22 protein-coding genes and 1 pseudogene are annotated in these 19,802 nt (G+C 34.7%); 9 read left to right on the top strand and 14 right to left on the bottom strand.

The genetic code is table 11. The features are described from left to right. Nucleotides 1–4: 4 nt before the first annotated feature. Nucleotides 5–1,519 (bottom strand): long-chain-fatty-acid--CoA ligase, encoded by a 1,515-nt coding sequence (locus VK90_RS13085; protein WP_048373319.1) that lies wholly within the window; start codon nucleotides 1,517–1,519, stop codon nucleotides 5–7. Between the two features lie 311 nt (nucleotides 1,520–1,830). Between VK90_RS13085 and VK90_RS28580 the strand changes: the two are divergent. The 3 genes and pseudogenes from VK90_RS28580 to VK90_RS13075 form a co-directional block, all read left to right on the top strand. Beyond that, nucleotides 1,831–1,986 (top strand): annotated as a pseudogene (locus VK90_RS28580) (MFS transporter); the annotation flags it as partial. A gap of 128 nt (nucleotides 1,987–2,114) precedes the next feature. Then, a complete protein-coding gene (locus tag VK90_RS13080; RefSeq protein WP_048373317.1) occupies nucleotides 2,115–2,564 on the top strand; it encodes an ArsR/SmtB family transcription factor in 450 nt (149 codons plus the stop codon). A 19-nt stretch (nucleotides 2,565–2,583) separates the two neighbouring features. Further along, the gene (locus VK90_RS13075; protein ID WP_048373454.1) at nucleotides 2,584–3,804 is read left to right on the top strand and encodes an MFS transporter; all 1,221 of its coding nucleotides are present in this window, start codon (nucleotides 2,584–2,586) and stop codon (nucleotides 3,802–3,804) included. Between the two features lie 118 nt (nucleotides 3,805–3,922). On the opposite strand, the gene nfsA is transcribed toward VK90_RS13075, so the two are convergent. The 3 genes from nfsA to VK90_RS13060 all read right to left on the bottom strand — a co-directional run bounded on the left by nfsA (nucleotide 3,923) and on the right by VK90_RS13060 (nucleotide 5,949). Then, the gene (gene nfsA / locus VK90_RS13070) at nucleotides 3,923–4,657 is read right to left on the bottom strand and encodes an oxygen-insensitive NADPH nitroreductase (RefSeq protein ID WP_048373315.1); all 735 of its coding nucleotides are present in this window, start codon (nucleotides 4,655–4,657) and stop codon (nucleotides 3,923–3,925) included. A 247-nt stretch (nucleotides 4,658–4,904) separates the two neighbouring features. Further along, entirely contained in the window at nucleotides 4,905–5,222 is a 318-nt protein-coding gene (locus VK90_RS13065) for a DUF4870 domain-containing protein (protein ID WP_048373313.1), read from the bottom strand. A gap of 148 nt (nucleotides 5,223–5,370) precedes the next feature. Further along, nucleotides 5,371–5,949: a YdcF family protein gene (locus tag VK90_RS13060; RefSeq protein ID WP_048373311.1), complete on the bottom strand. Its 579-nt coding sequence runs from the start codon at nucleotides 5,947–5,949 to the stop codon at nucleotides 5,371–5,373. 158 nt (nucleotides 5,950–6,107) lie between these two features. Between VK90_RS13060 and VK90_RS13050 the strand changes: the two genes are divergently transcribed. Next, on the top strand, nucleotides 6,108–6,773 hold the full coding sequence (locus VK90_RS13050; RefSeq protein ID WP_048373310.1) for a DUF421 domain-containing protein: 666 nt from the start codon (nucleotides 6,108–6,110) through the stop codon (nucleotides 6,771–6,773). Between the two features lie 37 nt (nucleotides 6,774–6,810). Here VK90_RS13050 and VK90_RS13045 read toward each other — a convergent pair whose 3' ends face one another. Then, nucleotides 6,811–8,166, bottom strand: coding sequence for an MATE family efflux transporter (locus VK90_RS13045; RefSeq protein ID WP_048373308.1), 1,356 nt, complete (start codon nucleotides 8,164–8,166; stop codon nucleotides 6,811–6,813). Nucleotides 8,167–8,256: 90 nt separating this feature from the next. Continuing rightward, a complete protein-coding gene (locus tag VK90_RS13040; RefSeq protein ID WP_048373306.1) occupies nucleotides 8,257–9,099 on the bottom strand; it encodes a MerR family transcriptional regulator in 843 nt (280 codons plus the stop codon). A 266-nt stretch (nucleotides 9,100–9,365) separates the two neighbouring features. Between VK90_RS13040 and VK90_RS13035 the strand changes: the two genes are divergently transcribed. Then, on the top strand, nucleotides 9,366–10,529 hold the full coding sequence (locus tag VK90_RS13035) for a cation:proton antiporter (RefSeq protein WP_048373304.1): 1,164 nt from the start codon (nucleotides 9,366–9,368) through the stop codon (nucleotides 10,527–10,529). Between the two features lie 63 nt (nucleotides 10,530–10,592). Here VK90_RS13035 and VK90_RS13030 read toward each other — a convergent pair whose 3' ends face one another. The 8 genes from VK90_RS13030 to VK90_RS12995 form a co-directional block, all read right to left on the bottom strand. Further along, nucleotides 10,593–10,871 carry a DUF3986 family protein gene (locus VK90_RS13030; RefSeq protein WP_048373302.1) on the bottom strand — a complete coding sequence of 93 codons (279 nt, stop codon included), beginning with the start codon at nucleotides 10,869–10,871 and terminating at the stop codon, nucleotides 10,593–10,595. A 73-nt stretch (nucleotides 10,872–10,944) separates the two neighbouring features. Continuing rightward, complete coding sequence (locus VK90_RS13025; protein ID WP_048373301.1) at nucleotides 10,945–12,294, bottom strand: aspartate aminotransferase family protein; 1,350 nt, start codon at nucleotides 12,292–12,294, stop codon at nucleotides 10,945–10,947. 189 nt (nucleotides 12,295–12,483) lie between these two features. Further along, on the bottom strand, nucleotides 12,484–14,034 hold the full coding sequence (locus tag VK90_RS13020; protein ID WP_002171233.1) for a solute symporter family protein: 1,551 nt from the start codon (nucleotides 14,032–14,034) through the stop codon (nucleotides 12,484–12,486). A gap of 2 nt (nucleotides 14,035–14,036) precedes the next feature. Continuing rightward, nucleotides 14,037–14,378, bottom strand: a complete 342-nt coding sequence (locus VK90_RS13015) for a DUF485 domain-containing protein (RefSeq protein WP_002171232.1) — start codon at nucleotides 14,376–14,378, stop codon at nucleotides 14,037–14,039. A 228-nt stretch (nucleotides 14,379–14,606) separates the two neighbouring features. Continuing rightward, nucleotides 14,607–15,236: a sterol desaturase family protein gene (locus tag VK90_RS13010; RefSeq protein ID WP_002171231.1), complete on the bottom strand. Its 630-nt coding sequence runs from the start codon at nucleotides 15,234–15,236 to the stop codon at nucleotides 14,607–14,609. 78 nt (nucleotides 15,237–15,314) lie between these two features. Further along, a complete protein-coding gene (locus VK90_RS13005) occupies nucleotides 15,315–15,608 on the bottom strand; it encodes a hypothetical protein (RefSeq protein WP_002171230.1) in 294 nt (97 codons plus the stop codon). Nucleotides 15,609–15,627: 19 nt separating this feature from the next. Further along, nucleotides 15,628–16,260 (bottom strand): LysE family transporter, encoded by a 633-nt coding sequence (locus VK90_RS13000; protein ID WP_025147163.1) that lies wholly within the window; start codon nucleotides 16,258–16,260, stop codon nucleotides 15,628–15,630. A gap of 138 nt (nucleotides 16,261–16,398) precedes the next feature. After that, nucleotides 16,399–17,127: a YqcI/YcgG family protein gene (locus VK90_RS12995; RefSeq protein WP_002171228.1), complete on the bottom strand. Its 729-nt coding sequence runs from the start codon at nucleotides 17,125–17,127 to the stop codon at nucleotides 16,399–16,401. A gap of 265 nt (nucleotides 17,128–17,392) precedes the next feature. Here VK90_RS12995 and cspB point away from each other — a divergent pair, with 265 nt between their 5' ends. The 4 genes from cspB (at nucleotide 17,393) to VK90_RS12975 (ending at nucleotide 19,722) form a co-directional block, all read left to right on the top strand. Further along, nucleotides 17,393–17,590 carry a cold shock-like protein CspB gene (cspB, locus tag VK90_RS12990; RefSeq protein ID WP_002171227.1) on the top strand — a complete coding sequence of 66 codons (198 nt, stop codon included), beginning with the start codon at nucleotides 17,393–17,395 and terminating at the stop codon, nucleotides 17,588–17,590. Between the two features lie 119 nt (nucleotides 17,591–17,709). Further along, complete coding sequence (locus VK90_RS12985) at nucleotides 17,710–17,958, top strand: DUF2564 family protein (protein ID WP_048373299.1); 249 nt, start codon at nucleotides 17,710–17,712, stop codon at nucleotides 17,956–17,958. Between the two features lie 243 nt (nucleotides 17,959–18,201). Next, on the top strand, nucleotides 18,202–18,987 hold the full coding sequence (locus VK90_RS12980) for a GNAT family N-acetyltransferase (protein WP_048373296.1): 786 nt from the start codon (nucleotides 18,202–18,204) through the stop codon (nucleotides 18,985–18,987). A 246-nt stretch (nucleotides 18,988–19,233) separates the two neighbouring features. Then, on the top strand, nucleotides 19,234–19,722 hold the full coding sequence (locus VK90_RS12975; protein WP_048373294.1) for an NUDIX domain-containing protein: 489 nt from the start codon (nucleotides 19,234–19,236) through the stop codon (nucleotides 19,720–19,722). Nucleotides 19,723–19,802: the final 80 nt, after the last annotated feature.

Below are 19,802 nucleotides of genomic sequence, written 5' to 3'. Positions count from 1 at the left end.
TTTCTTACTTAACTTCAATCAATTGTCTTAACTCTCTGCGCAAAATTTTCCCTGTTGAGTTCTTAGGTAACCCTTTAGAAAATTCCACTTGACTAGGAAGCTTGTACTTAACCAGCTTATCCTGACAAAATTGAATAATGTCATTCATGGTGATTCGCTCATCAGTGACTACGACATAAGCTTTTACTTTTTCTTCGTATTCTCCATCGGAAACTCCGATTACGGCCGCCTCTATAACAGCAGGATGTTGATACAGAACTTCCTCCACTTCACGAGGATATACATTGTATCCACCAACAATAATCATGTCCTTCTTGCGATCCACGATGTAGATGTATCCTTCTTCATCCATTGTTGCTAGATCATCAGTGTAAAACCATCCATCTATTAAGACCGCTGAAGTAGCTTCCGGCATCCTCAAGTATCCCTTCATTACGTTTGACCCTTGAACTACTAATTCTCCGACTTCGCCTCTGGGCAATTCTTTTCCGTCCTCATTGACAATTTTGCTCTTGAGTCCTGGTATATTTAGGCCGATAGAGCCTGGTTTGCGGGTTCCCTTTAAAGGATTAATAGCGACAAGAGGAGCAGTTTCCGAAAGGCCATACCCTTCCAAGATAAAAACGTTATATTTGTTTTCAAATTTTTGTAGCAGCTCGACCGGAATCGATGCGCCTCCTGAGATACACAAGCGAATGGATAAGAAATCTTCTGCAGTGGATTCAGGCAATTGCAAGATAAAATTATACATTGTAGGAACTCCAGCAAACACTGTTGCCTTTTTTTCTCGAATGGTATTAATTACATCAAGAGGGCTGAATTTAGGTAGGATCAGGACAGTTGCCCCGCAAGCAATTGGGGCATTCAGACAAATAGTCATACAAAAAACATGGAACATCGGTAGAACAGCTACTACACAATCTTTATCATGAAGTTCAATTAATTCTGAAATGGCGTCTGCATTCGAAGCCAAATTCCGATGTGATAACATCGCACCCTTTGGTTTCCCTGTTGTTCCTGATGTGTATAAAATGACTGCAAGGTCTTCCTGATCAATGAAAGGGCTTAGCCAAACATTATTATTTGTTTCCATCAGATGCTCCCATGTACATTCCTGATCCTCGGCATCTGTATAAATGACTACCTTTAGATTTTTCAATTGTTCCTTTACTTCTGATAACTTCGGTTCTACAGATACGTGAGCAATAACCGCTTTAACTTGGCTATCGTCTAAAATGTAGTTGATTTCCTCTTTGGTATACAAAGGATTCATCGGAACAACAAATGCACCTAATCGTAAAATGCCGTAATACGTAATGAGAAATTCCGGGCTATTTCTTAATAAAAGAGCCACTCCATCTCCCTTCCCAATTCCTTGGGCAGACAAACCAGCAGCCAATTGATCTACCTGCTGATTTAGTTCTTTATAAGTAACACTTTTATCTCTATAGATATAAGCGATACTGTCTGGGAACTTACTTGCACTTCTTTTTAGATTTCCGTCTAAATTAGAACTCATTAAATGATTCCCCCCTTTATTCATATGCAAGTGTTTAAACGGTAACTATTGTGAATATTCAAAATATTGTTACGTTAAGTATACTTATAAATTATAATTAAATAAAATTAAAGATTTTAATTTGTAAGTAAGTATTACTAATATTCAAAAAGGGATGCAACCATGATGTTGGGAGCTCTTCAGCATATGTCGAAAGGATTGAGAGGAAAACTTCCAAAAACTATTTTAAGGTCAAACGTTCAGTATACTTGGAGATTGGTTTCATACTGCAGCTGTATTAACATTCGTCTATAACATAACAGAGTCTTCGTTTACGGATCTCTATGTTTATTACCGGAGGGCTTTTAGAAATATTTTCTCCGCAAATAATCGGTAGTTCGCTAGCTATATGCTGTATTTTCGTTAGCTTTATATGGCTTTTCTTATTTTATCGCGGGGAACTTAGTGAAGAATCTACTATCACATAATAGCATGTATATGTACATGCTATTTTTATGTATGTCGAAATTCACAGGAAAAAGGCGATTTATTTCTCTTACGTTCTAATTTTTTAGAACGTACAATAAAATTAGATTATAAGAAAGGAGCTACCATAATGTTCGAGGATCGACTTACCATTTCAGCTGAACAACAAAAGCTAATTTCCAATGCAACTCGTATTCAAATTCTTCACCTTTTAAAAGACGAAACACTCACTGCAAAGCAAGTAGCTACTAAACTAAATAAATCTGCTGGTAGTGTTCACTATCACATTCAAATTTTATATGACGGAGGGTTACTTGAATTAGTAGATACAAAAGAAAAACGGGGAATTATAGAAAAATATTACAAAGCAAAGTCTGCTCATTTTTATATTGAAGAAGCGGGCACGGAAGGAACAAATACAGGGAGTCACATTGTTTCTCATTTATTTTTAACTCCAGAGGAATTACAACAACTCACTTGGGAGATTTCACAAGTTTTATTACGATGGGAAAACAAAACCGCTCGTCAATCAAACTCTGAAAAGGAATATGCTATTTCCTGCCGTATAAAAAAACAATGAAAGAAAGGTCCATATGCCCATGAAAAATAAACTATTATTATTGTCGGGAACAGGCATTTCTCGTTTAGGTGATTTTATGTACCTCATAGCTCTAAACTTAATGGTGTTAAATAGTACAAACTCTCCCGCTGCTGTAGCAGGATTATGGATCGTTGGTCCAATTGCCACCGTTGTCACAAAAATATGGTCTGGTAGTATAGTAGATCGTTTAAACAAACGGTCAATTATGCTTATCACAGATATGATTCGAGCAGTGCTCATCGGCTGTATTCCACTATTTGATTCTATTTGGGCAATTTATATTTTTATCTTTTTGACTCGTATTGCTACATCATTTTTCGATCCAGCTTCATTCACTTATAAAACCATGCTTATACCAGCTGAAGAACGTGCTCAATTTAATGCTTGGAATAGCCTGTGTACAAATGGGGCTTTTATTATCGGTCCGGCTCTTGCTGGAATACTTCTCACTACATACTCGGCAGCCTTTGTTATTTACTGCAACTCAATTTCATTTCTACTTTCTACCATTCTCATTTACTTCTTGCCAAACATCACATTACAAACAAAGCAAAACAAAGAGGTTACAAATACTTTCGTACAAACACTACGAAGCGATTGGAAACAAGTCTTTTCATTCGCACGGACTGAAACGTACATTATTCTCGTATTCGTTCTATTCCAAGCCACAATGCTTGTCTCAATGGCACTGGATTCACAAGAAGTTGTTTTTACAAGACAAGTACTGTTTTTATCAGATGTAAAATATAGCATGCTCGTTAGTATAACCGGGGCAGCTTACGTTTGCGGTTCATTTCTTGTCTCTCTCTTTGTAAAACGATTACCGATTCAATATTGCATCGGCTTAGGTATGATTTTTACAGCAGTAGGCTATGTGATTTTCGCCTTTTCAAATTCATTTACGGTCGCAGCAAGTGGTTTTATTTTGCTTGGAATCTCTTCATCATTTGCTGGTACTGGATTTATAACATTTTATCAAAATAACATCCCAGTACATATGATAGGACGGATCGATAGCGTATTTGACTCAATAAAAAACTTTATCCAAATCTTTTTCATTTTAGCAATTGGAGCATCTGCACAGTTTCTTTCCGTTCAAATTACTGTGATAAGTAGCTCTTTACTCATCCTTTTCCTTTCCTGTTTATTAGCAATCCGAGTAATGACTCCTTCAAGAGAAAAATATTTTAAACCTACAGGATCATCATTAGAATATTAACTAAACGGAAAAAGCGGCTATTATGCCGCTTTTCACATTAAATATTTTATAAAGTAAAGACCGCATACTTCTCCTCTAAAAAAAGGACAAACCCACGTCTCAGGTTTGCCCTTTTTACTTATTTCTTATTAAATCCTTTCTCACTCAAAAACTCTTTCATATGCATTCTCTTCTCTTTGGCCATAAATGAACTCATTGATTCAGTCCATGTTACTTTTTTTTGATTTGACGATCTTTCTTTATAATACGCACTCATCGTATCATCATATTCGTTTAACAATTCATCATATTTCTTTTCATCGTATCCATTTTCATGAAGAATGGCTGCTACTGGTAACCGCGGTTTAACTCCATGATCTTCATCTGGTACACCGACTGTCATTCCGAACACAGGATATACTTTATCCGGTAAATGAAGCAATTCGCTCACTTCTTTCGGATTGTTACGAATTCCACCGATATAGCAAATGCCGTATCCTAATGATTCTGCTGTAAGTGCTAAGTTTTGTGCAAATAATGAGGCATCTACTGTTGCCACGATGAAGTCCTCTACTCCCTCATGTTTAATCTCTGTACCGTGTTTTTCGCATGCAATTTCGAGACGCTTTAAATCCGCACAACAAATAAAGAACGCCGCACAATCTTTCACATGACGATTTCCAGATAGCTCTGCTAATTTAACTTTTAGTTCCTTATCTGTTACATAAATAACCGAATACGCCTGAACAAAATGTGAAGAAGCAGCATGCTGAGCAGCTTGCACCATTCTTTCCACTACATCTTTTGAAATTGGTTCTTCTTTATATTTACGAACTGAAACGTGTTGCTCCATTTTATGTATAATCTCATTCATAAAAATCACTCCTTTTTTCTCTTCATAATGAAAAATTAACACATCTTTTTTAATATTCACAACTTATAAGCACAAAAAGAGCAATTCTTTGCGAATTGCTCTTTTTTAAAGTGTCTTTTATTACGGTAAATGAAATTATGACGACGATAATTTAAATATTTCGACCGTTTCTTTCATTATATTAACGTTTTTTGAATATATCAACGATTCGACAAATAACGACGGATTTATATGATAGTAATTCTTGTTAAGCCGCTTTCAAAACTTTAATACCTTTAACAATATTCCAAATGAAATAGTAAATCCCTACAAGAATAAACACTGCATACGTTATAATCATCCCAATTCCAACGCTCTCAGACTGATTGAAGCTTAAGCCGTATACTCCTGATAATGCTAATCCACCAAATAGGATTACATACGGGAAAACGTGTGACCAAAATGCCTTTTTTGCATGATGTTTTACTTCATCTTCCGCAACGAAGTAAACGATAATTGGTAGTAAAAATGGTGCAAAAAAGATACTAAAGTAGCATAGTGAAGATAATATATTATTCCCTTTCATACGATTCACCTCTAAAGTTTTTTGTTACCTTCATTATGTCAGGAAACCACTTTAGAAACTATCGCTTTACCTTTCATTAAGATGACATATTTGTAAGATTTATATTAAGGTAAATCCCACCTGAAATTTCAGATGGGATTCAAGTTGATTATATTCGATTTAATAACCAATATTGTGTGATCGCTAAATATTCTCTAACGTTCGATTGGATGATAATTGGTTTCGGTGTTTTTGCCGGGAGACCTTCTAATGTTAATCCTTGTTTTTCCGCAATCTTTTTCGCTCGGAACATATGAAAATCATTCGTTACAATCATCCCTTTTTTCATATTTTCAGAGATAAGAGGTTTTGAGAATTTAATATTTTCATCCGTACTCGTCGAACGGTCTTCCATTATTATTCGGTCTTCTGCAATATTTTGTTTCATTAATCCTTGTTTCATCGCTAAAGCTTCTGAAATATCTTCGCCTTTTCCTCGCCCTCCAGATACGATAGCAATTGTTTTCTCATGTGATTTTAAATACTCAGCTGCTTTATCGATACGATATTGCAGTGAATAAGACGGTTTCGTTCCATTTACTTTCGAGCCTAGTACAATCATGTAATCCACTTCATCTGGTGCTTTCATATGACCATGCTTATAAATGTTATATTGTAAAAATCCCACATAAACAGCGCAAATTATCAACATAACTAAACTATACTTAATAATTTTTTTCTTTAGCATTCACATATACTCCTATTTTCTCTATTTGTTCATCATAATATCCACTAAGTCGTTTGTATACAGATAAATTCCAATTCAGTCCAAATTCCCCTCTAAAAGTAATATTTATCATATCTTTGGGAATAGTAAGTACAACTTCGCACGAAGGAGTGTACATATTGCTCGTCTTTTTATGTAATGTATCGTTCTTTTTTATTTTATTTTTAATATCACTTAAGTTATTAGGGAAATCCGCACTAGCACAACTAACTCCTCATGATTTTGGCGCAATTATCTTTTTATCTTATTTGGCCTTTCAAGCGATACCAGTCGACGGTGCTTTGCAAGCTTTTTTCGGCATGGTTGCCATTACATGCTTACATCTACTACTTACAAAGCTAAGCTTATTAAATAAATTGAATCGCTTCATTCTCGGGCATCCCATTATTTTAATAAAACATGGAGATATTATTTTTGAAAACCTAAAGAAGAGTAGATATCCAATTGCCGAATTACTATCCAACCTCCGTGTTGCAGGCTATCCGAGTGTTCATGAAATTGAATATGCAATTTTAGAAGCAAATGGATCTATAAGTATTTTGCCAAAAAGAGAACTCATACCATTGACTCCGAAAGATATGAATATAGATGTTAAGTATTCTGGATTACCAATTGCTCTTATCGTTGATTCACAAATTCAATACGATAACTTAAAGCTAATCCATAAAAATGTAAAGTGGTTACATGCAGAGTTACAGGCGAAAGGCATTACAAATATTAAAAACGTTGCTTTCGCTTCTGTGCAGGAAACAGATGGATCTTTTGCTATTAGTTTAAAGGAATGAAAAAATCCCCTTAATTATTTTCAAGGGGACTTTTTTATTATATTGCTTCTTTCTTTCCCGCCAAGTTTAATGGAACAGGATGTTTCATACGATTCATCGTAAATACAATGATTGCTGTCAATATTTCTGCTACTGGCATAACGAGCCAAATTCCATTTACGCCAAATAATTTCGGCATAATCCATAACAGTGGGATAATAAATAGTAAACCACGACTCAAAATAATAAGAACTGATTTTGTCGTTTGTCGCACAGATTGGAAATATTCACCATACACAATGTTATAGCCTAAAAATACATATTGGATAAAGAATAAACTTATACCTGTTAACGTTAACTCCAATAGTTCTGGGGATTGAACATCAAATAAACCAATTATATATTTCCCGAAGAATAAACCGACAACAATTGCTACGCCTCCGAGTACAACTGCAATTTTTACAGCCAACCGTAATCCTTCACGCAGTCTTTCTGGTAAATTTGCACCATAATGGAAACTAGCAATAGGTTGTAATGCGGCACCAACACCGAAGAATAATAGTAATGTCATTGCATGAATACTATTGACCATCGCATAAGAAGCGACACCTACTTCTCCTGCATATTGAACAAAAGCAATATTAAAACCAACCGTTACAATCGCTACTGTAATTTCAGTTGTAAAGCTCGGGAAACCAATCACCATAATTTGTTTAACCGTATCCCATTCAAAATGGAATTTCGTCCACTTTAAAACACTACTTTTTCTAAAGAAGTGAGTTAATAATACTAGGAAACCAATTGCTGCCGAAAGAATAGTCGCTGATGCAGCACCTGTTACGCCCCATCCAAAGATGAAAATAAAGATATAGTCAAAGATAATGTTCAATACAGCTGTTACGACAAGACCTGCCATTGCTAAATTAGGATTTCCATCGTTACGTATAAATGTACTTAAAATATTTTCTAAAACATATATCATTCCAAATGTTAATAACACGTGTAAATAGTCTAACGCATATGGTAAAATCACTTCATTTGCACCAAACAGATATGCTAAATCTTCTATTCTCCATAAGCAAATAGCCGCTAAAACACCTACGATAATAACTGCCACTGTCATAGATTGAGTAAAAATAGATCTTGCTCTTTCTAATTTATTTTCACCTAGTGCAATAGAATATAGCGTTGCTCCACCCATTCCAATCCATAATGAGATAGAGAAGAAAATTGAAAACGCTGGAACAGCCACGTTTACTCCTGCTAAACCGTTCGCTCCAACTCCTCTACTAATCATGACCGCATCAATCATGATATTCACTGACATTAATACCATCCCAAGAACTGCTGGTATTAAATACGAAATAAATAAACTTTTTATCGGTTTTTCTCTTAATTTTTCTGTTGCTTCCATACTAATATGCTCCTTTTTCTCAATGCTCTGTTCACAGTTTAAACCTTCAAGTAACTTGAAGGTCAATAGAGAATTGAAAAATATATAAGCTTATTGTTTATTTATTTTTTTAGCAACAGGTATTTGAATTTCCGTTACTTGCTCCTTCGGATTTTCTGTTACAGACCAATCAATTAACGCAAGCTCAAGCGCATCTCCGCACACTTCGTATCCTTCGTTATCGATGTGCTTTAATAATTCCGTATACGTTTCATCTGTTTCTTCATATGGTCCATGATGATAAGAACAAGCAAATATCCCTTCTTTTATTTCATCTGAAGTATGCACTTGAAAAGGCATGTAATCCAATAGAATAAACACACTGTTATACGCTTGAAAATCATTTTGAAGTAATGCTTTTTTTGAAACTGTTACACCGATATCTCCTGAAAATAAACTATTATCAATTTGCTTTATATTTTTTTGCAGCGAATGGATATAATACTCAAACATATCATCCGTTGTATTAGGCGCAACTGCAATTGCTGTAATTTTTCGTTTCGATATCTTTTTATAAATAATTTGATTCGCTTCTGATCTCGTCGCTTTCTTCATTAAATGGATTTTATGTTCCATTTTTGCCAAAGCATACTCGATTTCTCTTTGCTTTTTCAGCATCATTTCTTGTTGTTTTTCAAGTAAATTCAGCGCATAATACGGGTTTCGTTCATCAATATATTTCTTGATTTCCTTTAACGGGATATTCAATTGACGTAAAAATTTAATCGTATCTAATAGTGAAAACTGATCAATTGTGTAATAGCGATAATTGGTTTGAGGGTCAACAGTTGACGGATGAAAAATTCCTTTCTCATCATAATAACGTAATGTAGATTCCGCTATATTATGCATTTTCGCCATTTCTCCAATTGTAAAGCGTTGATTTAATAACATTTTTCTTTCTCCATTCATTATATGTAAACTTTGTTACTTCTTATTATATAGCTATATCCCCCGTTTCTAAAACGAGTCCTCTCATGAAAACCTGCTATTTTTTCATTGATTTTTAATAAATTTTATTATATATTAATTACAGGTTCAAATTACGAGTTCAAAAGAACTCGTAACTAGACCCTTTGTTTAATGGGTTTTACATATTTTCATTAGGCAAATTCCGAGAAATCGTATGATAAAAATAAAAATGATGAGGAGAGGATCAAATGCAATACGAATTTTTCTTTCAAATTGCACTTATTTTATTAAGTACAAAGCTTGCTGGTGATCTTAGTGTTAGATTAGGTCAACCTTCTGTACTAGGTAAATTAATTGTCGGTATCGTTATCGGCCCAGCTGTATTAGGTTGGATTGAGAATTCAGAACTTCTAACGCAATTAAGTAATGTCGGAGTTATTCTTTTAATGTTTATGGCTGGACTTGAAACAGACTTAGACGAATTAAATGCAAATCGTAATTCTTCTTTAGCAGTTGCACTCGGAGGTATCATTCTTCCATTCGTAGGTGGTTACGTTTCCGGGCTTGTTATGGGAATGGAGCAAGGAAACGCTGTCTTTTTAGGATTACTTCTATGTGCGACAAGTGTTAGTATTTCCGTTCAAACACTTCGTGATTTAGGTAAGATGAAAACACGTGAAAGTACAACAATGCTTGGAGCAGCTGTATTTGATGACATTCTTGTTGTTATCTTATTGGCATTCGCAATGAGCTTCTTAGGTACAGATGATGTTAATTTAACAATGATTATCTTGAAGAAAGTAGTATTCTTTGCTTCTATTATTTTAATCGGATGGAAAGGTGTTCCAGCGATTATGCGTTGGTTATCACCACTTCGCGTATCTGAGTCTATCGTTAGCGCAGCACTTATCATCTGTTTCTCATTCGCATATTTCGGCGAACTATTAGGAATTGCTGGTATTATCGGTGCTTTCGCAGCTGGTATCGCTATTTCTCAAACGAACTACAAACATGAAGTAGAAAAGAAAGTAGAGCCAATCGCTTACGCAATGTTCGTACCAGTCTTCTTCGTTAGTATCGGTATGAATATTACATTTGACGGTATTGGTAATCAAATTTGGTTCATCTTAGCATTAACAGTTATCGCTGTATTGACGAAACTAATCGGTTGTGGCTTCGGTGCACGAATGACTGGATTTGATGCAAAGTCTTCTGCAATTATCGGTGCTGGAATGGTTTCTCGTGGTGAAGTTGCTCTTATCATCGCAGGAACAGGACTTTCTTCTGGTCTATTAGCACAAGACTACTTTACAGCTATCGTTATTGTCGTTATTTTAACTACAATGATTACACCACCAATGTTAAAATACACTTTTGGTGCAAAAGATAAAGCAATGAAAGCAAGTAAATAAGTTTAATATAATAAAAGGAGATTCCTATCTTATAAAATAGGAATCTCCTTTTTCATTTCATCTTTAAACAATCGCATTCGTTTTTAACCATTTTTCAAAAATAGTTCGTACTTCCTCATCATCGATATCATCACTAAATGAATATACTTTTATACCATAGTCATCTATATATTCACCTAGCTTCATTTTCTCCACCTTTTTATAAAAATCGTCTGCCTCATATTGTGGAATATAAGCATCCCAAATTGGTTCATTTATTCTTTTATATGCGGTCACTTCTAAGTCATGCCCATCTTCATAATAGCCAATGTGATAATGTTGGTTAAAATCATACTTATCTATTAATACACCCCCTAATCAAAATAATAAACAAAAGCGAGCCTTATATTACAGCTCGCTTCTCTCGTCCTAGTTACTAAATACGTTCCATAGCTGTCTTCAACGTTCCAACAACAAAGGCAATTTCTTCACTTGAAATAATAAGCGGCGGCGCTAATGTTAAGACGTTATTATAACCTGCTGTTGTCATACCGTTTCGTCCGATAATGAGCCCTTTTTCTTTACAAGCATTTACAACACTTGCGATTTTGTCGTTATCAATTGGTTCTTTCGTCGCTTTATCATTTACTAGTTCAATTCCAACTAATAGCCCTTTCCCTCTAATATTCCCAACAAGCGGATGTTCCCCAATTTCTTCTTTTAATTGATCTAATAAAAGTGAACCCATTTGTGCAGAGCGCTCAATTAAATTTTCCTTTTCCATAATCTCTAAATTTTTAAGTGCTAATGCACAAGCAGCTGGATTTCCACCAAATGTATTTATATGTCTGAAGAATTCATATTCTCCCGTTCCTTTAAATACTTCATAAATTTCTTTTTTCACAGCTGTTGCTGATAATGGTAAGTACGCGCTCGTAATACCTTTTGCCATTGTAACGATATCCGGCTTAACGTCATAATTCATAAATCCAAATGCCTTTCCTGTACGGCCGAAACCACAAATAACTTCATCACTAATAAGTAGTGCACCGTGTTTTTGACACGTTTCATGAATCGCTTTCATATAGTCTTGTGGCGGCATTAAAATACCTCCACCTGTAATAATCGGCTCCATTATAAATCCGGCTATCGTTTCGCTTAATTCCCACGTCATAACACGATCTACTTCTTTCACACACTCTACATCATAAATATTTTGCGATTCCATTTCTGGCATACGGTAACAATCCGGAGGCGTTACATGTAAAAACCCTGATGCAAATGGCTCATATTGGTATCTGCGCTGCGCTTGTCCAGTCGCCGCCATCGTTGCCATTGTATTTCCGTGATAACCACGATAACGTGACATAAATTTATAACGATGTGGTTCACCTTTTTGAGCATAATATTGCCTTGCTATTTTAAAAGCTGTTTCATTCGCTTCTGATCCACTATTAGAGAAGAATATAACATACTCTCCACCAAGCCACTCGTTTAACTTTTCAGCGAGCTTAATTGCTGGTTCATGTGATTGTGACATCGGAAAGTATGACAATGTTTGCAATTGCTTATAAGCTGCCTCTGCCAGCTCTTTTCGCCCATATCCGCTATTTACACACCAAAGACCACTCATACCATCTAAATATCTTTTTCCTTGTATATCTTCAACCCAGCACCCTTCTGCTTTTGCTCCTACCATTGTACTACTCGGGCTAAAGGGACGCATTCCGTGCCAAACATATTGCTCATCTTTTGCTAATAATTCATCTGTTTGTTTTGTTTTCATCCTTTCTTCCACCTTCCATAACAACTTATTTTTCACAAAGCTGCGCTGGTCCCATGATGAGTTAAATTTCTCCCTGCCTATTTTCATTCCACAAAACCAAGACAAATCCTACCAAAAATAAAGTAATATTTATAAGAAAATGACAAAAGAAAAAGGAGCTTTTCTTATAATTCGAAAAGCTCCTCTTTTTTAATGTGTAGATGCATCACTAATACCATGACCAGTATTAGATTTCACAAGAATTTCATCAAATTTCGCTGCATCTTCTTTCTTACTAGAGAAAATTGTTCCTAAATATGCGGCAAGGAATCCAAGCGGAATAGAAATAATTCCAGGTGTCGTATATGGGAATATCGCCTCTCCAACAAAAATAGCTTTCCCTGCTACCGGATTCCAAACGTTTGGACTTAGCACTACAAGAACAATTGCTGAGATAAGACCAACGACCATGCCACAAATAGCACCCGTTGTATTAAAGCGCTTCCAATATATCGTAAATAATATAACTGGTAAATTAGCACTCGCTGCAACTGCAAATGCAAGCGATACTAGAAATGCTACGTTCAATGTTTGAGCAAACAAAGCGAGTATAATAGATACTATCGCTACTCCAATAGACGCATAGCGGGCCATTGACACTTGCTCTTTTTCCGTTGATTTTCCTTTGCGAATAATCTCGTTATAAAAATCATGAGCAAATGCTGAAGCTGCTGTTAATACAAGACCTGCTACCACCGCTAAAATGGTTGCAAAAGCAATCGCCGATACGAACGCGAATAAGAAATCTCCGCCTAACGCTTTCGCTAACAAAGGTGCTGCCATATTACCGGCTGGATTTGCTTTAATAATTGCCTCATTTCCTACAAACGCCGCCGCACCAAATCCTAAGAAAATTGTCATAATATAAAATGCCCCAATTAACCACGTAGCATATACAACAGATTGACGCGCAGTTTTTGCATCACGTACTGTAAAAAAGCGGACAAGAATATGCGGTAATCCCGCTGTACCAAGAACCAGTCCTAAATTTAAAGAAAGTGTATCAAGACCATTTTTATACTTCACTCCCGGATTTAAAAACGAATCTTTTAATGGAGTAGCTGTTTTCATTTGAGCGAACATTTCTGTCACACTAAAATTAAATTTTGCAAAAACGATAACAGAAATAACAAATGTACCAGCCATTAGTAGTACAGCCTTTACAATTTGCACCCAACTTGTAGCCGTCATACCACCAAAAATAACGTATACTGTCATAAGTGTACCAACGATTAATACGGCTGTCGTATATTCAATTCCTAATAATAATTTAATAAGTGCACCCGCACCAACTAATTGTGCAATCATATAAAAAATTGAAATCGTCATCGTATTTAATGCTGCAATCCCGCGAACCTTCTTTGCATCAAAACGCGCCGCAATCATATCGGCCAACGTATACTTCCCTAAATTTCTAAGCGGTTCTGCAACTAGGTACAATACAACTAAGTAAGCAACTAAGAAACCTATACTATAAAAGAACCCATCAAATCCTGTTAATGCTATCGCTCCGGCGATGCCAAGAAATGACGCAGCAGACATGTAATCACCAGCAATGGCCAGACCATTTTGCCAACCAGTTAATCCCCCTCCAGCCGTATAAAATTCACTCGCATTTTTCGTTTTTTTCGATGCGAAATAAGTTATAACAAGTGTACCAAGGACGATAATTAAAAATAGTGCAAAAGCGGTTGTATTCAAATTCAGCCCCTCCCTTTTTGCATATCTTGCAGAATTTTTTGCGAGATTTCATCAAAGGATTCTGCTTTTTTGCTATAAATCATACATAATGCCCATGTCATTATAAATTGCGCAACAGCAAATACCCACGCCCAAGTAATATCACCAAATGCCGGTGTATTGAGCACCTTTGAATACGATGTTAAAATAGGTAGTGCAATAAAAAAACTTAAAAAGAAAATACTCATTGGAACGATAAACTTCTTTTTCCTATTTAATAACAATTGAAATTCTTCTGACTGAACAACCTCTGTATAATTCACCTCATTTTGCAACTTACGTGCTGACGTATCATCTCGTTTCATTCTCCGATCCCCTCTCTTACTTGAAATACAATTCCCCCTTGTATACCTAAAGACTAAATTTTATAAATATTCAGAAACTTATATTTATTTTAGTCAATCCTTACGTTCCTGCAAAGATTTTTCGATAGACATTTTTCGTCATTTCTCCCTAAATTTTTAATATACTTTTTCAAAATAAGGTGAAACCTAAATCAATCTTTTCCCTCATTAAGACACAAAAAAGTAGTGCTATTGCACTACTTCTGTCTCTTTCTTCTTTTCTAAATTACGAGCCGTTTCACTAAGTTCAACATCTTTCCCATCTTTATACGTACCGAATAAAAAATCATACACTGGATTAGAAACACCAAACCAATACTTTTCATTTTTATAATGATGTAATATATGCTGTTTTTTAAGCCATCTTCCAAACTTAGTAAAGGGACGAATCGGCTTATGTGCAATATAATGTTTCCATTCATAAACGAGAAGCATTATGATCATTCCAATTCCAAAGGAGAGTGTAACTGTAACACTCTTTGTAAATCCGTATAAAACGAATAAATAAATTGCAAAACCAGGTAAACTATACCAAACAGGTAAAAATAATAATTTCAAATCGTCTGGATACACGTGATGATCATAATGTAATCTGCGAAGCATTTTTAATAAAAAACGATTCTTTGGTGGCTTAATGTGAAATAAAAAACGGTGAGTTACATATTCGTTAAGCGTATAAAAAACGACTCCAGCAAGACACGATAAAATACCGATCCATGTGAAAAATTGCATTTTTAAAATAATGATAAAAATTAATAGGACACTATACATAATAACAATATCATGTTGTAAAAAGAACTCCTTTACCACTCTCTTCATCTTTCTTCCCCCTTCTCCAAAAAAACAGCCGCAACCTATCGTTACGACTATTTCTATTTTATTCTTATTCTATTCACTTTACAAATTTGCCTGCTGCTCTATTGTCGAGAAAAAAGTGTTCGGACCAAATATATTTTGCTTCGGAATAATGTGTTCCACTGCAAATACTGTTACTTCTCCCCTTTGTACTTCTCCAATAATAAGCCCAAATACTTCATGATTTACCGCAAACGTTGGTTGTTTCGTTTGCAGCAACCTTGCTGCATTGTTAAATACCGCTTCATATAGTGGATTTCTATCAGTAATTTCTTTTCGAATTTTTGGTGCTAAAGTGATGATAATTTCTTTTCCGTCAATAGTGGTTCGATACATAAAAATCTCCCCTTCAATCTTATGTGAACAACTGTAAAGCTTTGTATGCAAAATGGATAGAATATCCCACTAAAATAATACCTGCTCCTGCTGTAATATAGCCAAGTGCTTTTTTCTTTAATAAAGTTCTTCCAAAATGAACAGAAAAAGCAATATTTAAATTCCATAAAATAATACCAACAATAATACAAAGACTGTATAAAAAAGCTTCTTGTTTCGTTACCTTCGTAAGCAATGAGCTAAGTGTACTTCCGTATATACCAAACCAAAAAACAAGATTTAACGGATTGGATATCGCGATTAAAAATCCCGCCATAAAAGATTGTTTAAGTCCACCTACCTCTTCTTGTTTATATTCCATATTCGCGTGAGAAATCCCTTGTTTTACACTTTGAAATCCTAAATAAAACAATAAGAAAAACCCAGTGCAATACATAAAAGCTTGTACATATGTATACATAAACACTGAAGATAAACCGAAATAAATAAGAAGCATAAACAATATATCTGCAGTCATTCCCCCAATTCCAACAATCCAAGCATGCCAAAATCCGCGTTCAATTCCTCGTTTTAACATCTCAATATTAATCGGACCTACCGGTGCAGCTAATGAAATACCTAATACTATTTGCTGTATAATCGCTCCAAACATCGCTCTATCCTTTCTACTTCCTTTACTACTAAGTAATGATGCAAATATGAAAAATAGACTCGCTTCATAAGAAATATCCACTATTAAAATACCCTTTTTTATCCAAAATATGCAAAAGAGCCATCTAGATGATGGCTCTTATTTCTCTATGCTATGCAGAAAAGGACATTTACCTTTAATCGGTTCAATATCATCCCCAATAAAATATTGTTTCCATTCACGATGTTCAGGATCTCCATAGTGACTAATATTAGGATGCTTCGGTAGCTGATCCCACTTTTCCACCCGTTCACGGACCACTTGTCTTGAATATGAGCCTTTAGGCCGATCTCCTTCTAATCCATCGAAAATAGTACGTGGCTGAAATCCAATAACTAGTGAATTTCCTAAATGCCTAGTTTTTCGCTGTTTATAAGCAGGTGCATTCCCAAATGCAAATATCGGTTCACCACCAAATGAAAATTCCCATAAATAATGGTCCGGATCTTTCGGAATTTGCTTCGGCCATGTTTGACCATCATTTTCATGTAAATACTGCAGTACTTTCCAAAAATAATCACGATAATATTCGAGTGGCTGTTCTTCACGTTCAGGTTCTACAAAAAGAAAAAAGCCTCTTCTTACAATTGGTCGCTCCTTCATTAACTCTAAGAAGGATAACATTGTATTTGGCAAATGACTCCAATCATTATGAGAAAGAAATGAATAACGCAGCTCATTCTTTTTTAAAGCTGTCAAACCAAAATAACATGGAAAAGTGGGTTCTAGCACGACATTCGAAAAATTATTAAATTCTTTTGCAACCCAATTCGGTATGTCGTCTCTATTTTTCATTCCTTCATTATCTAATAAATAAGACTCGTTCATTCTTTCACCTCATTATGTACAGCTTTCATTTAAGAATATTACATACTCGGCTTGTCCTATACCTTTTTAAAAATTCGAGCTGAAAATTATTTAAAAATACAAAAATTTAAAACCGCTTACTTGACTAAATTCTACCAATTCATGTATATTTAAATTAATCATTTAGCAGAATATTCGAGAATATAGCATTTTTAATTTATATTATCTTTTCAAATGAATTTCACTAAATGAAAAAAAGTAATCGTTTTTTAGGAGGAATTGTAACATGCAAGGAAAAGTAAAATGGTTTAACAATGAAAAAGGTTTTGGATTTATCGAAATGGAAGGCTCTGATGATGTATTCGTACATTTCTCTGCTATTCAAGGCGACGGCTACAAAGCTTTAGAGGAAGGTCAAGAAGTATCTTTCGACATTACTGAAGGAAACCGTGGACCTCAAGCTGCTAACGTAGTAAAACTTTAATCCAACATATGACAGGAGGTTACCTTACTTGGTAACCTCCTTTGTTATTCCTTTGTATATTTCCGTTTTACAGAGCAAAAACTATGTGAAATGCGCAAAATACAAAGGAGGCAATAACAATGAGTTCACATGTAAATGATTTTGAAGAAGTAAAATTCCGTGTAGAAACAGCACAAAAAATGGTCGGTTCTGCAACAATTTCAATGGATCCAGACACATTAGAACATGCCACTACTGCAGTAGAAGCGGCTCGTTCTCAGCTGGAAATTATGAAATCCGTTGCGACGGATTTAGATGAGCCATTTCTAATGAATGAAGAAAAAAAATTAAGTAAATGCGAGCATCAATTACACGAAGCGAAGCACTAAAAAACATCCAGAGTATAAGTTATCTTAGGGTAACAGCCTTGAAATGTATGTAAATAAATAGACCAAACATATTATATATATATAATATGTTTGGTCTATTTTGTTATGATTCTTTTTGTAACGATTATTGCTTTATCTTGTCTTATTCAACTAACGGCGCAGGTTAGTTTAAGAAAGATTTGAAATATATATGCTATAATTCAATTAATATTAAGTGTATTCTGAAAATAGAGGGGTAACTATATGCCAAATTCACAAGAACTTTTAATGCTTGACATTTCATACTATGAAACCTTTTCTAAACGAATTGATACCTCGTGGGGAGCGTTATTTTGTAATGAAAATCAACCAAATTATTATGACTCAAATCACGCACATATTATTGATGAATGTTTACATCCGCAGTCAGTTATAGACGAGGTTATTAGCTATTATCAGTCTAATAAAATCATACCCAGGTTTTATATCTATAATTTAGAAAGCCAACAAAAGCTAATTACTGAATTAAAAGCAAGGAACTTTGGATATGAAGAGCTCGTTAGTCCTGTTCAATTGTGGAATAACCAAGTGATTAAAATTCAAAATAATAAGAGCGTTACTATTGAAAAAGTAACAACAGAAAATTATCAAGAAGCTTTAGATATAGAAAGTAGTATTAAAGAGTTTGGAGGAAAGGAATCTATTGAAAAAGTTTATAAAGAACAATTTAATCATTCTTCCTTCACCCATTATCTTCTTCGGTTCGACGGGATAGCTTGTTCAACTGCTTGTATTTTTGAGGATGGGGAACAAGCTCGAATGGAAAGTGTAGCTACAATTGAAGAATTCAGAGGTAAAGGCTTGATAGGTGAAGTTATTCAATTTATACAAAAAGAAGTAATAAATAGAGGAATTAAAAAACTTTGGGTTTTCCCAATAAACGAATCAATTGAAAAAGTATATCAAAAGTATGGATTTCAAACAGTAAAAAAATTAACAAATGGACACGCGTTTTTAAGTGGAAAAAGTATTAGAGAAGTTCGAGAATAATTCTTATAGAACTAACTGGTGCTTTAGTTCTATAAGGGGTACCGCCACATCGCTATCAAGCTTACAAAACTAAACTGTGCGTCTTCGTATTTTTTGATATATTTATGTGAATTTTCTGAAAGTATTTTGGCATATTATGTTAAACTAAAATTAGGAATTTGTAAAAGTTTACACTTAAACGAAGCAGATTAGTTTAATAAAAAATTAGAAATTGTGGAAAGGATGTTATTGTTGGAAGTAAGACAGATGGCTACGGCATTCTTAATTCATCAAGGCAAAATGTTAATGATGAAGAAAGAAAAGAGTAAAATCTTTAATTTTGAATTTTGGGGTGGTATTGGAGGTCATATGGAAGCTAATGAACTCAATTCTCCAATGGAAGCAAGTTACAGAGAAATTAAAGAAGAAACAGGATATAAAAAAGAAGAAATTAAAAACTTTAGGCTGAAATACATTCTGCTTGAGAAAAATAGTGGTGAATTGCGTCAGCAATATGTCTACTTTGGAGAAACAGATCATAGTAACTTTATTCCTTCTGACGAAGGGGAATTATTTTGGATTTCTAAGAATGAATTATTGGATTTACATACCTCAAAAATTATCAATTTAACTCTTGAATACTATTTGAATGATAAAAATAACATTGATGATATCTTGGTTGGAGCAATGATGACTGACAATGAGTTTGAATCTGTAATTCAATGGTCAACCATCAAAGAGACGGTTGGTTTTTAGATTTAAGCTAACCGATGAATAGTAACTGTTTCTTATTCAACTAACCGGTTTTACATTAAGGGTGAAAATTGTAAAAATAG

The organism is Bacillus sp. LK2, from assembly GCF_001043575.1.
In the GTDB taxonomy this organism is placed as follows: domain Bacteria; phylum Bacillota; class Bacilli; order Bacillales; family Bacillaceae_G; genus Bacillus_A; species Bacillus_A paramycoides.
This window is presented reverse-complemented; position numbering and strand designations above follow the sequence as displayed.

Bases quoted from the DNA above. Each gene is read 5' to 3' on its own strand.
- VK90_RS13085 (WP_048373319.1), bottom strand. From the start codon at position 1,519: ATGAGTTCTAATTTAGACGGAAATCTAAAAAGAAGTGCAAGTAAGTTC.
- VK90_RS13080 (WP_048373317.1), top strand. From the start codon at position 2,115: ATGTTCGAGGATCGACTTACCATTTCAGCTGAACAACAAAAGCTAATT.
- VK90_RS13075 (WP_048373454.1), top strand. From the start codon at position 2,584: ATGAAAAATAAACTATTATTATTGTCGGGAACAGGCATTTCTCGTTTA.
- nfsA (WP_048373315.1), bottom strand. From the start codon at position 4,657: ATGAATGAGATTATACATAAAATGGAGCAACACGTTTCAGTTCGTAAA.
- VK90_RS13065 (WP_048373313.1), bottom strand. From the start codon at position 5,222: ATGAAAGGGAATAATATATTATCTTCACTATGCTACTTTAGTATCTTT.
- VK90_RS13060 (WP_048373311.1), bottom strand. From the start codon at position 5,949: ATGCTAAAGAAAAAAATTATTAAGTATAGTTTAGTTATGTTGATAATT.
- VK90_RS13045 (WP_048373308.1), bottom strand. From the start codon at position 8,166: ATGGAAGCAACAGAAAAATTAAGAGAAAAACCGATAAAAAGTTTATTT.
- VK90_RS13040 (WP_048373306.1), bottom strand. From the start codon at position 9,099: ATGTTATTAAATCAACGCTTTACAATTGGAGAAATGGCGAAAATGCAT.
- VK90_RS13035 (WP_048373304.1), top strand. From the start codon at position 9,366: ATGCAATACGAATTTTTCTTTCAAATTGCACTTATTTTATTAAGTACA.
- VK90_RS13025 (WP_048373301.1), bottom strand. From the start codon at position 12,294: ATGAAAACAAAACAAACAGATGAATTATTAGCAAAAGATGAGCAATAT.
- VK90_RS13015 (WP_002171232.1), bottom strand. From the start codon at position 14,378: ATGAAACGAGATGATACGTCAGCACGTAAGTTGCAAAATGAGGTGAAT.
- VK90_RS13010 (WP_002171231.1), bottom strand. From the start codon at position 15,236: ATGAAGAGAGTGGTAAAGGAGTTCTTTTTACAACATGATATTGTTATT.
- VK90_RS13005 (WP_002171230.1), bottom strand. From the start codon at position 15,608: ATGTATCGAACCACTATTGACGGAAAAGAAATTATCATCACTTTAGCA.
- VK90_RS13000 (WP_025147163.1), bottom strand. From the start codon at position 16,260: ATGTTTGGAGCGATTATACAGCAAATAGTATTAGGTATTTCATTAGCT.
- VK90_RS12995 (WP_002171228.1), bottom strand. From the start codon at position 17,127: ATGAACGAGTCTTATTTATTAGATAATGAAGGAATGAAAAATAGAGAC.
- cspB (WP_002171227.1), top strand. From the start codon at position 17,393: ATGCAAGGAAAAGTAAAATGGTTTAACAATGAAAAAGGTTTTGGATTT.
- VK90_RS12985 (WP_048373299.1), top strand. From the start codon at position 17,710: ATGAGTTCACATGTAAATGATTTTGAAGAAGTAAAATTCCGTGTAGAA.
- VK90_RS12980 (WP_048373296.1), top strand. From the start codon at position 18,202: ATGCCAAATTCACAAGAACTTTTAATGCTTGACATTTCATACTATGAA.
- VK90_RS12975 (WP_048373294.1), top strand. From the start codon at position 19,234: ATGGCTACGGCATTCTTAATTCATCAAGGCAAAATGTTAATGATGAAG.